Source organism: Pseudomonas sp. MAG733B, assembly GCF_036884845.1.
Taxonomy (GTDB): Bacteria; Pseudomonadota; Gammaproteobacteria; order Pseudomonadales; family Pseudomonadaceae; genus Aquipseudomonas.
This window is the reverse complement of the sequence record NZ_CP145732.1, coordinates 1,837,527-1,852,697: the sequence shown is the minus strand read 5'-3', so window position 1 is coordinate 1,852,697 and position 15,171 is coordinate 1,837,527. Positions and strand designations below refer to the sequence as shown.

Annotated in this window: 11 protein-coding genes; all 11 read right to left on the bottom strand. The window is 58.8% G+C overall.

Annotated elements, in window-relative coordinates; translation table 11 throughout:
• Positions 1-5: 5 nt before the first annotated feature.
• The gene (locus tag V6Z53_RS08305) at positions 6-1,637 is read right to left on the bottom strand and encodes a CTP synthase (protein ID WP_338585045.1); all 1,632 of its coding nucleotides are present in this window, start codon (positions 1,635-1,637) and stop codon (positions 6-8) included.
• A gap of 274 nt (positions 1,638-1,911) precedes the next feature.
• Positions 1,912-3,240, bottom strand: a complete 1,329-nt coding sequence (gene tilS / locus V6Z53_RS08300) for a tRNA lysidine(34) synthetase TilS (protein ID WP_338585044.1) — start codon at positions 3,238-3,240, stop codon at positions 1,912-1,914.
• 133 nt (positions 3,241-3,373) lie between these two features.
• Positions 3,374-4,321, bottom strand: coding sequence for an acetyl-CoA carboxylase carboxyltransferase subunit alpha (locus V6Z53_RS08295; protein ID WP_338585043.1), 948 nt, complete (start codon positions 4,319-4,321; stop codon positions 3,374-3,376).
• A 140-nt stretch (positions 4,322-4,461) separates the two neighbouring features.
• Positions 4,462-7,983: a DNA polymerase III subunit alpha gene (gene dnaE / locus V6Z53_RS08290; RefSeq protein ID WP_338585042.1), complete on the bottom strand. Its 3,522-nt coding sequence runs from the start codon at positions 7,981-7,983 to the stop codon at positions 4,462-4,464.
• Positions 7,984-8,060: 77 nt separating this feature from the next.
• Positions 8,061-8,687, bottom strand: coding sequence for a ribonuclease HII (rnhB, locus tag V6Z53_RS08285; RefSeq protein WP_338586464.1), 627 nt, complete (start codon positions 8,685-8,687; stop codon positions 8,061-8,063).
• A gap of 11 nt (positions 8,688-8,698) precedes the next feature.
• Positions 8,699-9,829: a lipid-A-disaccharide synthase gene (lpxB, locus tag V6Z53_RS08280; protein WP_338585041.1), complete on the bottom strand. Its 1,131-nt coding sequence runs from the start codon at positions 9,827-9,829 to the stop codon at positions 8,699-8,701.
• Positions 9,830-9,831: 2 nt separating this feature from the next.
• A complete protein-coding gene (gene lpxA, locus V6Z53_RS08275; RefSeq protein WP_338585040.1) occupies positions 9,832-10,608 on the bottom strand; it encodes an acyl-ACP--UDP-N-acetylglucosamine O-acyltransferase in 777 nt (258 codons plus the stop codon).
• Positions 10,605-11,045: a 3-hydroxyacyl-ACP dehydratase FabZ gene (gene fabZ / locus V6Z53_RS08270; protein WP_007907157.1), complete on the bottom strand. Its 441-nt coding sequence runs from the start codon at positions 11,043-11,045 to the stop codon at positions 10,605-10,607. The genes lpxA and fabZ overlap by 4 nt, the downstream gene beginning before the upstream one ends.
• Before the next feature lie 106 nt (positions 11,046-11,151).
• Positions 11,152-12,207: a UDP-3-O-(3-hydroxymyristoyl)glucosamine N-acyltransferase gene (gene lpxD / locus V6Z53_RS08265; protein ID WP_338585039.1), complete on the bottom strand. Its 1,056-nt coding sequence runs from the start codon at positions 12,205-12,207 to the stop codon at positions 11,152-11,154.
• 3 nt (positions 12,208-12,210) lie between these two features.
• Entirely contained in the window at positions 12,211-12,714 is a 504-nt protein-coding gene (locus tag V6Z53_RS08260) for an OmpH family outer membrane protein (protein ID WP_007990260.1), read from the bottom strand.
• 44 nt (positions 12,715-12,758) lie between these two features.
• Positions 12,759-15,134, bottom strand: a complete 2,376-nt coding sequence (bamA, locus tag V6Z53_RS08255) for an outer membrane protein assembly factor BamA (protein ID WP_338585038.1) — start codon at positions 15,132-15,134, stop codon at positions 12,759-12,761.
• Positions 15,135-15,171 lie beyond the last annotated feature (37 nt).

Genomic DNA, 15,171 nt, shown 5'->3' with positions numbered 1-15,171 from the left:
CAGGTTTACGCCTTCTTCTGGTGTTGAGCCAAAGCAGCTTTAACGAAACCGCTGAACAACGGGTGACCGTCGCGTGGCGTCGAAGTGAACTCCGGGTGGAACTGGCAAGCGACGAACCATGGATGATCCGGTGCTTCAACCACTTCAACCAGCGCGCCATCACCGGAACGACCGGAGATTTTCAGGCCGGCTTCGATGATTTGCGGCAGCAGGTTGTTGTTCACTTCGTAGCGGTGACGGTGACGCTCGACGATCACGTCCTTGCCGTAGCAATCGTGAACCAGGGAACCCGGCTCCAACAGGCAATCCTGTGCGCCGAGGCGCATGGTGCCGCCCAGGTCGGAGGTTTCGGTACGGGTTTCGACGGCGCCGGTGGCATCTTCCCACTCGGTGATCAGACCCACGACCGGGTGACCGCTTGCACGATCGAACTCGGTGGAGTTGGCGTCTTTCCAGCCCATGACGTTACGAGCGAACTCGATCACGGCCACTTGCATGCCCAGGCAGATGCCCAGGTATGGAACCTTGTTTTCGCGAGCGTATTGGACGGCGGTGATCTTGCCTTCCACGCCACGCAGACCGAAGCCGCCCGGCACCAGAATCGCGTCGACGCCTTCGAGCAGCGCAGTGCCCTGGTTCTCGATGTCTTCGGAATCGATGTAGCGCAGGTTGACCTTGGTGCGGTTGCTGATGCCGGCGTGACTCATCGCTTCGATCAGCGACTTGTAGGCGTCCAGCAGCTCCATGTACTTGCCGACCATGGCGATGGTGACTTCGTGCTCAGGGTTGAGCTTGGCGTCGACCACGGCTTCCCACTCGGACAGATCGGCACCGCCGCATTGCAGGCCGAAACGCTCGACAACGAAATCGTCCAGGCCCTGGGAGTGCAGGATGCCCGGGATCTTGTAGATGGTGTCGGCGTCTTCCAACGCGATCACCGCACGTTCTTCAACGTTGGTGAACTGCGCGATCTTGCGACGCGAAGACACATCGATCGGGTGATCGGAGCGGCAGACCAGCACGTCTGGCTGCAGGCCGATGGAACGCAGTTCCTTGACCGAGTGCTGGGTTGGCTTGGTTTTGGTTTCGCCGGCAGTGGCGATGTACGGCACCAGTGTCAGGTGCATCAGCATCGCGCGCTTGGCGCCGACTTCGAAACGCAACTGGCGGATGGCTTCGAGGAACGGTTGGGATTCGATGTCACCCACGGTGCCACCGATCTCGACCATGGCCACGTCGGCATCGCCTGCACCCTTGATGATGCGGCGCTTGATTTCGTCGGTGATGTGCGGAATCACCTGGATGGTTGCGCCCAGGTAATCACCACGGCGCTCTTTGCGCAGCACGTGCTCGTAGACACGGCCGGTGGTGAAGTTGTTGTTCTGGGTCATGGTCGTGCGGATGAACCGCTCGTAGTGGCCCAGGTCCAGGTCGGTCTCGGCGCCGTCGTGGGTGACGAACACTTCACCGTGCTGGAACGGGCTCATGGTACCCGGGTCGACGTTGATGTACGGGTCCAGCTTCAGCATGGTGACCTTAAGTCCCCGCGCCTCCAGGATGGCCGCCAATGATGCCGATGCAATGCCTTTCCCCAATGAAGAAACAACACCGCCCGTGACGAATATGTAGCGCGTCATGAAAAACCCTAGAAGTCTGCGTTAAAGCGGTCCGAGCCGCCGGGGAAAGCGAAGGAAGGCCGAAGCCCCCGATCACCTGCATTAATCACAGTGCACCTTTCAAAAAAACCGCCGCGTTGGGACAGACCGGAAGATGAAACACCGGTACGTTGCTCGCTACACATTTTTTGGAATCGCCCAGCAAAGACTGCTTGGTAATCGGCAACTCCTGCAATTCAGGCGAATCCACAGAAGTTGTATCAAGAAGGGAGCGTAGTCTACCGGAAAGCCCCTTTCAGCTCAAACCTTGATCTTCGTTCAGTGGCTGCCAATGCAGATTCCAGTCACTCGCTGCACCGCCATCCAGCCCCTGAAGGTTCGGCACCGCCAGTAATTGCTCGCCTTTGAACAGCAGCGGCAATCTGCCGCGCACGAATGGCGGCACACCACGTTCGTTGAGCAAACGCTTCAAGTCACGATGACCACGGCCCGGCAATTCCATCGCCTCGCCTCCTTCACGATAGCGGATCTGCAAGGGACCATCGGGGATTTCCCCGGTCAGCGTGAGGACGCCGTTATCGGGCAACGCCAGAGGCAGCGCGGGGTCGGGCCATGTTCCTGCGATGGGCAAGGGCTTCAACCAGCCACCGGACAACCACCAGATTCGCCCACCCGCCCGATGCAATTCGCCATCCGCCAAGCGCCAGATCGGTCGCGCATCGCCGGTGGCATCGCGCAAATCTTCCCAACCCGACCAGTGGTCAGTGTCCGGTAGTCGAGTTCTCGCCTCAAGCCAGTGGCTGAGCGCATTACGCTGGCGTGCCGCGGAAAGCTTCTCCAGCGCTGCCAGTTCCAGGGACCGCAAGCCCAGCCAATCGAAATCACTTGGCGTGCTCGCCTGGTTCAAGTCGATTTGCGCAAGATCATCGAGCAATCCCTGCGCTTCGCTCAGATGCCCGGCGCTGCGCGCCATGGTCGCCATCGCCTGTGGCCAGCGCTCGGACAGCACCGGGAACACCTGATGACGCAGGTAGTTGCGCGAGTACTGTCGATCCTGATTCGAAGGGTCCTCGATCCAGCTCAGCTGATGCTCTGCCGCATAGGCCTCCAGTTCGGCGCGGGTAGCATCGAGCAAAGGCCGCAGCAGATACCCTCCGCCCAACGGCCGCTGACGCGGCATTCCCGACAGTCCTCTCACTCCGGCCCCGCGCAACAGACGAAACAACAGCGTTTCCGCCTGATCATCGCGGTGTTGCGCGGTCAGCAGCACTTCATTGGTTTGAGTGACCTGATTGAAGGCGGCATAGCGCGCCTCCCGGGCCGCACGCTCAAGGCTTGCGCCGGGCTGGACCTGCACGCGAACCACCCGTAGCGGAATGCCCAGCGCCTCACATTGCGATCGACAATGGTCTGGCCACGCGTCAGCCACAGTCTGAAGACCGTGATGGACATGAATGGCGCTCAGCGCCGCCAGGGATTGGTTTTTTGCGAGGTGAGCAAGAAGGTGCAGCAGGACGGTGGAGTCGAGGCCGCCGGAGAAGGCGATGTGCCAAGCGGAGGCGTTGCGCCAAGGCTTCAGATTCAGCAGAAGCCGAGAAGGCAAATCAATCATGGACTGCCCCATATCTATCTCTTTGCCCCAAACAAATGTAGGAGTGAGCCTGCTCGCGATAACGGTGTAACAGCCAACACATCAGTTGAATGTTACGCCCTTATCGCGAGCAGGCTCACTCCTACATGGGTGTTACGCGGTCGCCTTAGAGACCGTAGCTCATCAGGCGCTCGTAACGACGGTCCAGCAGCGCCTTGTTGTCGAACTTCTTGAGCATCGCCAGTTGCGAGCTCAGCTCGGCACGGATCGAAGCCGCCGCAGTGGCTGGATCACGGTGCGCGCCACCCAGTGGCTCGCCGATCACTTTGTCGACGATGCCCAGGCCTTTGAGGCGCTCAGCGGTGATGCCCATGGCTTCAGCGGCGTCCGGTGCTTTCTCGGCGGTTTTCCACAGGATCGAAGCGCAACCTTCCGGCGAGATCACCGCGTAGGTCGAGTACTGCAGCATGTTCAGCTGATCGCAAACGCCAATCGCCAGTGCACCACCGGAACCACCTTCACCGATCACGGTGGCGATGATTGGGGTTTTCAGGCGAGCCATGACGCGCAGGTTCCAGGCGATCGCTTCGCTCTGGTTGCGCTCTTCAGCGTCGATGCCAGGGTAGGCACCCGGGGTGTCGATGAAGGTCAGGATCGGCATCTTGAAGCGTTCGGCCATTTCCATCAGGCGGCAAGCTTTGCGGTAGCCTTCCGGACGCGGCATGCCGAAGTTGCGGCGAACCTTCTCGCGCACTTCACGGCCCTTCTGATGACCGATGATCATCACCGGCTGGTCGTCCAGGCGGGCGATACCGCCGACAATGGCAGCGTCGTCGGAGAAGTGACGGTCACCGTGCAATTCGTCGAACTCGGTGAAGATGTGTTCGATGTAGTCCAGGGTGTACGGACGCTTCGGGTGACGCGCCAGACGTGCGATCTGCCAGCTGGTCAGCTTGCCGAAGATGTCTTCGGTCAGCGTTTTGCTCTTGTCCTGCAGGCGGGAGATCTCATCGCCGATATTCAGCGAATTGTCATTACCGACCAAGCGCAACTCTTCGATCTTGGCTTGCAGGTCGGCGATCGGCTGTTCGAAATCTAGAAAATTCGGGTTCATAGGCGTCCGTCTTGGGTCGAGTCCCAAGTGATCTTGGGCCGGCCGGTTGTCTATTCGCGCCCTACCTTAAGGGAGAGGCGCGTTCAGGTCGAGATTAAAAATTCTGGTCAAGTTCAGGATGCGTGATGGCACCCTGACCGTTAACGGTATTGGAGGAAGACGTTGTCTCGCCCGAACTGGTCACGCAGGGCTTGAATCAATGCATCCGCCGGATCGATTCGCCAGCCTTCGCCGAACTGCAGCAAGGCCTTCGCGTCAGGGCTGGTGTAGTCCATGGTGATCGGACACGCACCGCGGTGACGCTTCAACAACTCGCCCAGCCAGCGTAGCTGATCGCCCTTGAGGTCCTTGGCATGCAGTTTCAAACGCAGGCTTTCCGCCAGGTTGGTGCGCGCATCTTCCATGCTCATCACCCGCTTGACCCGCAATTTCAGGCCACCGGAGAAGTCATCGTTGCTGACCTCACCTTCGACCACCACCATCGCGTCGGTCTGCAACAGTGACTGCGCGGCATGGAACGACTCGGAAAACAGCGAAGCCTCGATCCGTCCAGAGCGGTCGTCAAGGGTGATGAACCCCATCTTGTCGCCCTTTTTGTTCTTCATAACCCGCAAGGCGATGATCATGCCGGCGACCGTCTGGGTATCGCGTGCCGGTTTCAGATCGATGATGCGCTGGCGGGCAAAACGACGGATTTCTCCTTCGTATTCGTCGATCGGGTGACCGGTCAGGTACAGGCCCAGGGTGTCTTTCTCGCCTTTCAGGCGTTCCTTGAGGGTCAGTTCCTTGGCCTTGCGGTGATTGGCGTAGACGTCGGCGTCTTCTTCGACAAACAGACCGCCAAACAAGTCGGAGTGACCGCTGTCCTGGGTACGCGCAGTCTGTTCGGCGGCCTTGATCGCTTCTTCCATGGCGGTCAGCAACACCGCGCGATTGCGGTCGATATTGGCCTGGTAGGCCTTCTGCTCATCGTGAAAATACGGCCCGAGGCGATCGAGCGCACCGCTTCGAATCAAGCCGTCGAGGGTTCGCTTGTTGATGCGCTTGAGGTCGACCCGGGCGCAGAAGTCGAACAGGTCCTTGAACGGACCGTGCTGACGTGCTTCGGTGATCGCCTCCACCGGGCCTTCACCGACACCCTTGATCGCGCCCAGACCATAAATGATCCGGCCTTCGTCGTTCACTGTGAACTTGAACTCCGAGGTGTTCACGTCCGGCGCGTCGAGGCGCAGCTTCATGGTCCGCACTTCTTCGATCAAGGTCACGACCTTGTCGGTGTTGTGCATGTCCGCCGACAGTACCGCTGCCATGAACGGTGCCGGGTAATGCGTTTTCAGCCATGCGGTCTGGTACGACACCAGGCCGTAGGCGGCGGAGTGGGATTTGTTGAAGCCGTAACCAGCGAATTTTTCTACCAGGTCGAAAATGTTACCGGCCAGGTCAGCGTCGATATTGTTGGTGGCGCAACCTTCAATGAAGCCGCCACGCTGCTTGGCCATCTCTTCGGGCTTTTTCTTACCCATGGCTCGACGCAGCATGTCCGCACCGCCGAGGGTGTAACCGGCCATGACCTGGGCAATCTGCATCACCTGTTCCTGATACAGGATGATGCCGTAAGTCGGCGCCAATACTGGCTTGAGGCCTTCGTACTGGTAGTCCGAGTGCGGATACGCCAGCTCGGCGCGACCGTGCTTACGGTTGATGAAGTCGTCCACCATGCCCGATTGCAGCGGGCCGGGACGGAACAGTGCCACCAGTGCGATCAAGTCTTCCAGGCAGTCGGGCTTGAGCTTTTTGATCAGCTCTTTCATACCGCGCGATTCAAGCTGGAACACGGCCGTGGTTTCGGCTTTCTGCAGCAGCGTGTAAGTCGGTTTGTCGTCCAGCGGGATGAACGCGATATCCAGCGGCGGCTCGTTGACCTTGGCGCGGTCGCGGTTGATGGTTTTCAGCGCCCAGTCGATGATCGTCAGGGTCCGCAGACCCAGGAAGTCGAACTTCACCAGACCGGCAGCTTCCACGTCGTCCTTGTCGAACTGGGTTACCAGGCCGTCACCGGCCTCGTCGCAATAGATCGGCGAGAAGTCGGTCAGCTTGGTCGGTGCGATCACCACACCACCGGCGTGCTTGCCGACGTTACGCACAACACCCTCAAGCTTGCGCGCCATCTCCCAGATTTCCGCAGCCTCTTCATCGACCTTGATGAAGTCACGCAGGATCTCTTCCTGTTCGTAAGCCTTTTCCAGGGTCATGCCGACTTCGAACGGAATCATCTTCGACAGACGATCCGCCAAGCCATAGGACTTGCCCTGCACCCGCGCCACGTCGCGGACCACAGCTTTTGCCGCCATGGAACCGAAGGTGATGATCTGGCTTACCGCGTTGCGGCCATATTTTTCGGCCACGTAGTCGATCACGCGGTCGCGACCATCCATGCAGAAGTCGACGTCAAAGTCGGGCATGGAGACCCGTTCCGGGTTGAGGAAACGTTCGAACAGCAGGTCGTATTCCAGCGGATCGAGGTCGGTGATCTTCTGCACATAGGCCACCAGCGACCCGGCGCCCGACCCCCGGCCTGGACCTACCGGCACGCCATTGCTCTTGGCCCACTGGATAAAGTCCATCACGATCAGGAAGTAACCGGGGAAGCCCATCTGGATGATGATATCCAGCTCGAAATTCAGCCGGTCGACGTAGACCTGACGCTTGGCCTCGTAGTCTTCGGTGGTGTCCTTAGGCAGCAGAACGCTAAGCCGCTCTTCCAGACCGTCGAACGACACCTTGCGGAAATACTCGTCGATGGTCATGCCATCGGGAATCGGGAAGTTGGGCAGGAAGTGCGTGCCCAGCTTCACATCGATGTTGCAACGCTTGGCAATCTCGACGGTGTTTTCCAGCGCTTCGGGAATATCGCTGAACAGCTCGGCCATTTCCTCGGCGCTTTTGAGGTATTGCTGATCGCTGTAATTCTTCGAACGCCGCGGATCGTCGAGCGCACGGCCCTCGCCAATGCATACGCGGGTTTCGTGGGCAGCGAAGTCTTCCTGCTTGATGAAGCGCACATCGTTGGTCGCCACCAGCGGCGCGCCGATCTTCTCGGCCAAGGCCACGGCGCCGTGCAGTTGTTCTTCATCGTTGGGGCGATTGGTGCGCTGGATCTCCAGATAGAAACGGTCAGGGAACACCGCCATCCACTCGCGCGCCAGGGTTTCGGCTTCGTCCGGATTGCCACTGAGCATGGCCTGGCCGATCTCGCCTTCTTTTGCCGCCGACAGCATGATCAAGCCAGCGTTGGCTTCAGCCACCCACTCACGCTCGATGATGACCGCGCCATTGCGCTGGCCATCGATGAAGCCGCGGGAGATCAACTCAGTGAGGTTGCGATAACCCGCGGCGTTCATCACCAGCAAGCTGATGCGGCTCAGCGGGTTATCCGGATCCTTGTTGGACAGCCACAGGTCGGCGCCGCAGATCGGCTTGATCCCGGCGCCCATGGCGTTTTTATAGAATTTGACCAGAGAACACATGTTGTTCTGATCGGTGACCGCTACGGCAGGCATGTTCATGCCGACGAGGGTCTTGACCAGCGGTTTGATCCGCACCAGACCGTCGACCAGGGAGTACTCAGTGTGCAGGCGTAGGTGAACGAATGAAGCCGGCATAGTGATCCTGTCTGTAAACGTGAAAACAACAAGGCCCGGATTGTACCGGGCCTTGGCAGAAAAAATCAGCCTCGCGACTAACTCTCTATGAGGCTTTCCCGCGCCTCATACGCCTGACGCACCGGGGCAAACGAACGCCGGTGAATCGGGGTCGGGCCAAGACGTGCGAGCGCTTCCAGATGAACGGGGGTCGGGTAGCCTTTATGACCGCCGATGCCGTAACCCGGATAAATCAATTCGAAGGCGGCCATTTCGCGATCGCGGCTGACCTTCGCCAGAATCGATGCCGCCGCAATGGCCGGAACCTTGCCATCGCCCTGCACTACCGCTTCGGCGCGCATCGGCAGTTTCGGGCAACGATTGCCGTCGATCATCGCCAGTTTCGGTTGTATGTGCAGCCCGGCAACGGCTCGCTGCATGGCCAGCATGGTGGCGTGCAGAATATTCAGCTCGTCGATTTCTTCGACTTCGGCGCGGGCAATGCACCAGCTCAAGGCTTTTTCGCAGATCTCGTCGTACAGCTTTTCGCGCCGGGCTTCGGTGAGTTTCTTCGAATCGTTCAGGCCCAGAATCGGACGGTCAGGATCGAGGATCACCGCCGCCGTCACCACGGCACCGCAGAGCGGACCACGCCCGACTTCATCGACGCCGGCAACCAAATCTTCAACTTCAGCGACCAAGGTGAAATCCAGTCCCATCTGCATGCTTGTCTTACTCATTGTACTTGGCCGATCAGGTTGAGCACTGCATCCGCGGCCTGATTAGAGGCATCCAGACGAAGGGTGCGGTGAATTTCATCGAAGCCACGGGTCTGCTCTTCGCCACCCTCGATGAGCGGCGACAAGGTCTGGGCCAGGGCTTCGACCGTCGCATTGTCCTGCAGCAACTCGGGCACCAGCAGGCGCTGGGCCAACAGGTTCGGCAAGGAGACGTAGGGGCTTTTCACCATGCGCTTGAGAATCCAGAACGTCAGCGGCGCCAGGCGATAGGCAACCACCATCGGCCGCTTGTACAACAAGGCTTCAAGCGTTGCGGTACCGGAGGCAATCAGCACGGCGTTACATGCCGCCAATGCCAGATGGGACTTGCCGTCGAGCAAGGTCAGCGGCAAATCGCGACCGGCCAACAGCTCTTCAAGTTGCGCCCGACGCTGTGGGTTGGCGCAAGGCACTACAAACCGCACACTGGGGCGCAATGCCCGCAGGCGTTGGGCCGTATCGAGAAACAATGCGCCGAGACGGCCCACTTCGCCGCCACGACTGCCGGGCATCAGCGCAACCAATGGCCCGTCAGGCAGTCCCAGTTCGGCCCGCGCAGCAGCTCGGTCGGCTTCGAGCGGAATGGCATCAGCCAAGGTGTGCCCGACAAACCGCACCGGCACGCCCTTCTCTTCATAGAATTTGGCTTCGAACGGAAACAGCGTCAGCATCAGGTCGCAGCCTTCGCGAATCTTCAGCACCCGCTTCTGTCGCCAGGCCCAGACCGACGGGCTGACGTAGTGCACGGTCTTGATCCCGGCCTGACGCAGCTTGAGTTCGATATTGAGGTTGAAGTCCGGGGCATCGATACCGATGAACACGTCCGGCTTCGCAGCGATCAGGTCGGCGACCAGCTTCTTGCGACGCGCCAGCAATTCACGCAACCGACCCAGCACTTCCACCAGGCCCATGACTGACAGGCGTTCCATGGGAAAATACGAGGTCAGGCCCTCGGCCTGCATCAGCGGACCACCGACGCCGATGAATTCGACCGCCGGATGGCGAGCCTTGAGCGCACGCATGAGACCCGCGCCAAGAATGTCGCCGGAAGCCTCACCCGCTACCAGCGCAATACGCAGATTGGCCATGATTAGCGGGTGATGCCGCGGGTCGAAGACTGGATGGAGTCGCGGAATACGGCGACTTCCGGGAACTGGATCGACGGTTCGGCCAATTCGGTGAGTGCCTGCTCGACTGTCAGGCCCTGACGGTAGACCACCTTATAGGCGCGACGCAGCGCGTGGATGGCATCTTCGCTGAAACCGCGACGGCGCATGCCTTCGAAGTTCATGCTGCGAGCCTCGGCAGGGTTGCCGAACACCGTGACGTAGGCAGGAACGTCCTTGCCGATGGCGGTCCCCATGCCGGAAAAGCTGTGGGCACCGATGTGGCAATACTGGTGGACCAGGGTAAATCCGGAGAGGATCGCCCAGTCTTCTACGTGCACGTGACCAGCCAACGCGGTGTTGTTGACCAGGATGCAGTGGTTGCCGATAACGCTGTCGTGACCAATGTGCGCGTAGGCCATGATCAGGTTGTGATCGCCCAGGGTCGTTTCCGAACGATCCTGAATCGTCCCACGGTGAATCGTCACGCCTTCGCGAATGACGTTGTGGTCACCGATCACCAGGCGCGTTTCTTCGCCTTTGTATTTCAGATCCGGCGTGTCCTCACCTACCGAGGAGAACTGGTAGATGCGGTTATGCTTACCGATTCGGGTCGGGCCCTTGAGGATCACGTGAGGCCCGATGACGGTTCCTTCGCCGATTTCCACACCTGCACCGATGATCGACCACGGCCCTACCTCGACACCGTCGGCCAGTACGGCCGACGGATCGATGATTGCGCGAGGGTCAATCAAACTCATAGTTTGCGTTCCGCGCAGATGATCTCAGCGGAGCAGACTGGCTTGCCATCGACCGAAGCCTGGCACTCGAACTTCCAGATCTGACGCTTGCAGCTGAGGAACTTGGCTTCGAGGATCAACTGGTCGCCCGGCAGCACCGGCTGGCGGAAGCGCAGCTTGTCGGAGCCAACGAAGTAGTAAAGCGTGCCGTCGGCCGGCTTCACGTCGAGCATTTTGAAACCAAGGATCCCGGCAGCCTGAGCCATCGCCTCGATGATCAGTACGCCCGGCATGATTGGATGCGCGGGGAAGTGACCATTGAAGAACGGTTCGTTGATGCTGACATTCTTGTAGGCGCGAATGCGCTTGCCTTCCACATCCAGATCCACGACCCGGTCCACCAGCAGGAACGGGTAACGGTGAGGCAGGTATTCGCGAATCTCGTTGATGTCCATCATTTCGGGGGGAAGCCTATGTAAAGATTGGGAGCGCGACTGACGTGCACTCCTCTAGCAAATCAAGGGCGCAGTTTAGCGACTGTGCACACTTGATATGGAAATGGTATCAGCCATCTGATGAAGCATTACCGCCAGGGGTCACTTCCCCTGCTTGCTTTTCCAGCTGTCGCAAACGCCGCGCGATGTCATCGAGCTGACGAATACGTGCCGCGCTTTTGCGCCACTCGGCTGCCGGCTGCATCGCCGTACCGGAAGAATACGCGCCCGGCTCGGTGATCGAGTGGGTCACCATGGTCATCCCGGTGATGAAAACGTTGTCGCAAATATCGATATGCCCCACCAGCCCTACGCCACCGGCGAGCATGCAATGCTTGCCGATCTTGGTGCTGCCGGAAATACCCACGCACGCGGCCATGGCCGTGTGATCGCCCACTTGAACGTTGTGGGCAATCTGAATCTGGTTGTCGAGCTTCACGCCATTACCGATGATGGTATCGGCCAGCGCACCACGGTCGATAGCGGTATTCACGCCGATCTCCACGTCGTCACCTACCAGTACACCACCGATCTGGGCGATTTTCTGCCAGATACCTTTCTCGTTGGCAAAACCGAAGCCTTCGCCACCGAGCACGGCACCGGACTGAATCACCACCCGTTTGCCGACGCGAACGTCGTGATACAGGGTAACGCGCGGTGCGAGCCAGCCACCTTCGCCGATGACGCTACGGGCACCGATGAAGCAATGCGCACCAATGGTGGCACCTGCAGCAATATGCGCCCCGCTTTCGATAACCACAAAGGCACCGATACTCGCAGCTGGATCAACCACGGCGTCCGCCGCAATTACCGCCGTCGGATGAACACCGGCGGCCGCTTTGGGCTTGGGATCGAACAGGTGAGAAACACGAGCGTAGGCGGCGTACGGATCAGGTACTACCAGTGCATTGCCGGCAAAACCTTCAGCGTCAGCGGCCTTGAGCAACAAGGCTGCCGCCTGGCTGCCTGCCAGGAACTTGCGGTATTGGGGGTTTGCCAGAAAGCTCAACTGAGCTGGGCCAGCCTCCTGCAAGGTGGCTAGCCCAGTAATTGCTTTCTCCGGGTCGCCACGCAGGGTGGCGCCGAGGAACTCGGCCAATTGGCCGAGCTTAATGGTCGCTGTCATGGATTACTTCAGCTGATTCATGCGCTCGATAACCTGGCGCGTGATGTCGTACTGAGGTTTGACATCGATCACTGCGCCACGCTCGAAGACCAGGTCAAAAGCACCTTTCTTGATGACTTCTTCCACAGCGCTATCCAGTTTCGGCTTGAGCTGCTTGAGCATTTCACGGTCGGCAACGGCTTTGGCTTCGTTCAGTTCCTTGGACTGAAACTGGAAGTCACGCGCCTTTTGCTTGAATTCAAGCTCCAGACGCTCACGCTCGCCTTGTTGCATTTTGTCGCCACCGGCCATCAGACGATCCTGAATACCCTTGGCGCTGCTTTCCAGAGTCTTGAGCTTGGTCAGTTGAGGACCGAACTTCTTCTCGGCATCCACGGCGTATTTCTTGGCCGCATCGGATTCCAGCAGAGCCATCTGATAGTTCAGAACGGCGATTTTCATGTCGGCAAATGCCGGACCTGCTACCAGTACGGAAGCCAGGAGAACCAATTGAGTCAACTTACGCACGATGCACCCCTAAAAATCCATTGTCGTTATCTTGGGTCAGACGCTTAGAACGTCTGGCCGAGGGAGAATTGGAACACTTGAGTTTCAGCGTCATCCGGTTTCTTGACCGGCATGGCCAGTGCGAAACTCAGAGGACCCAGTGCGGTGACCCAGGTCACACCCACACCGACGGAACTGGCCATATTGCTCAAGCTGATATCGTTGCACTTGGTGTTGGACTTCGTGCCATCGGCGTTTGTGGTATCCGAGCACGACGAGTCGAACACGTTACCCACATCCCAGAATACCGAGGTACGCAGGGAACGCTGATCCTTCACGAACGGCAGTGGGAACAGAACTTCCACACCACCCTGGATCAGGACGTTACCACCGAACGGCAGCGGATCCTGGTCCGGATCGACCGCAGTGCCAGGGTTCTTGCCGGTACTTGGCGTACTGCGAGGACCCAGGGTGCTGTCCTTGAAGCCGCGAACCGAGTTGAAACCACCAGCATAGTAGTTTTCATAAAATGGCAAGCCATCGGTCGAGCCGTAGCCATCGCCGTAACCCAATTCGGTATGCAGGCGCATGGTGTAGTTGTCGCTCAACGGCTGGAACAACTGGCCACGGTAATCGAGCTTGAAGAACGACAGGTCGCTGCCCGGCGTCGTGGTTTCCAGCACGAGGCTCTGGGAGTGACCACGCGTCGCGAGCACGCCTTTGTTCAAGGTGGACTCGGACCAACCGGCCGAAGCCTTGAAGTTCAGGTACTTGTCGCCTTCCTTGTCAACGAAGTCGAAGATCTCGTCAACGGTGTAGACACCGGTCTTGATCTCGTCCTGCTGAGCCGTCAGGCCGAAGGTCAGACGCGAAGTCTCGCTGATCGGATAACCAACGCTAACGCCCGCACCCAGGCTGTCTACGGAGTAGCTTGCTACGTCGACGTCGAGGTCATCGTAGTCGGTGGTGCGGTAGAAGGCGTTGTAACCCAGGCTCACGCCGTCAGCAGTCCAGTAGGGGTCGACATAACCGAAGTTATAGCGGCTCTGGTATTCGCTTCGGGTCAAGCCGATGCTGACCTTGTTACCGGTACCGAGGAAGTTGTTCTGGGTGATCGAACCACCGAGGATCAGACCCGCGCTCTGGGCGAAACCGACGCTGGCGGTAATCGAACCGGAGGCTTGCTCTTCTACGCTGTAGTTCACATCGACCTGGTCATCAACGCCTGGCACCGCGGGCGTTTCAACGTTGACTTCCTTGAAGAAGCCCAGACGCTCCAGACGGGTCTTGGATTGGTCGATCAGGTAGGTCGAAGCCCAGCCGCCTTCCATCTGACGCATTTCACGACGCAGCACTTCGTCTTCGGACTTGGTGTTGCCACGGAAGTTGATGCGGTTCACGTAAGCACGTTTGCCCGGATCGACAGCGAAGGTGATGTCTACAGTGTGATCATCATCGTGCGGCTGTGGCACGCCGTTGACGTTGGCGAAGGTATAACCCTCGTTACCCAGACGACGGGTGATCAGCTCGGAAGTGGTGGTCATCAGCTTGCGCGAGAACACCTGGCCTTTTTGCACGAGGAGCAGTGACTTGACCTGGTCTTCAGGCACTTTCAGGTCGCCGCTCAGCTTCACATCACGAACGGTGTACTTGTCGCCTTCGTTGATGTTGACGGTGATATAGACGTGTTTCTTGTCCGGCGTGATCGACACCTGGGTCGAAGCGATATCCATGTTGATATAGCCACGGTCCAGGTAGTAGGAGCGCAGACGCTCCAGGTCACCGGAGAGTTTTTCACGAGCGTACTTGTCATCGTTCTTGAAGAACGACAGCCAGTTGGTGGTCTTGAGTTCGAACAGATCGATCAGGTCTTCATCCGGGAAGACGGTGTTGCCCACCACGTTGATGTGCTGGATAGCGGCAACAGTGCCTTCGTTGATGTTGACCTTCAAGCCAACGCGGTTACGCGGCTGCGGCACCACTTCGGTGTCGACGGTAGCCGAGTAGCGACCCTGGGCGACGTACTGGCGCTGCAGCTCGTTACGTACACCTTCGAGGGTGGCGCGCTGGAAGATTTCACCTTCGGCCAGACCGGACTGTTTGAGGCCTTTCATCAGGTCTTCAGTGGAGATCGCCTTGTTGCCTTCGATCTCGATACTGGCAACCGACGGACGCTCGACTACTGTAATAACCAGGACGTTGCCGTCGCGGCCCAGCTGGATATCTTGAAAGAACCCGGTTTTGAACAGCGCACGAGTGGATTCCACCAGACGACGATCATCCGCCTGTTCGCCGACGTTCAACGGCAAAGCACCAAAGACGCTACCCGCGGAGACCCGCTGGAGGCCATTGACGCGAATATCAGAGATAGTGAAGGACTCGGCGTGAACTTCGGCGATCATCAATACGGTGAGAACCGCAGTTAGCAGCAGACGTTTCATGAAGTCCTTTCTTATTCCAACTGGCAATAAACAAACT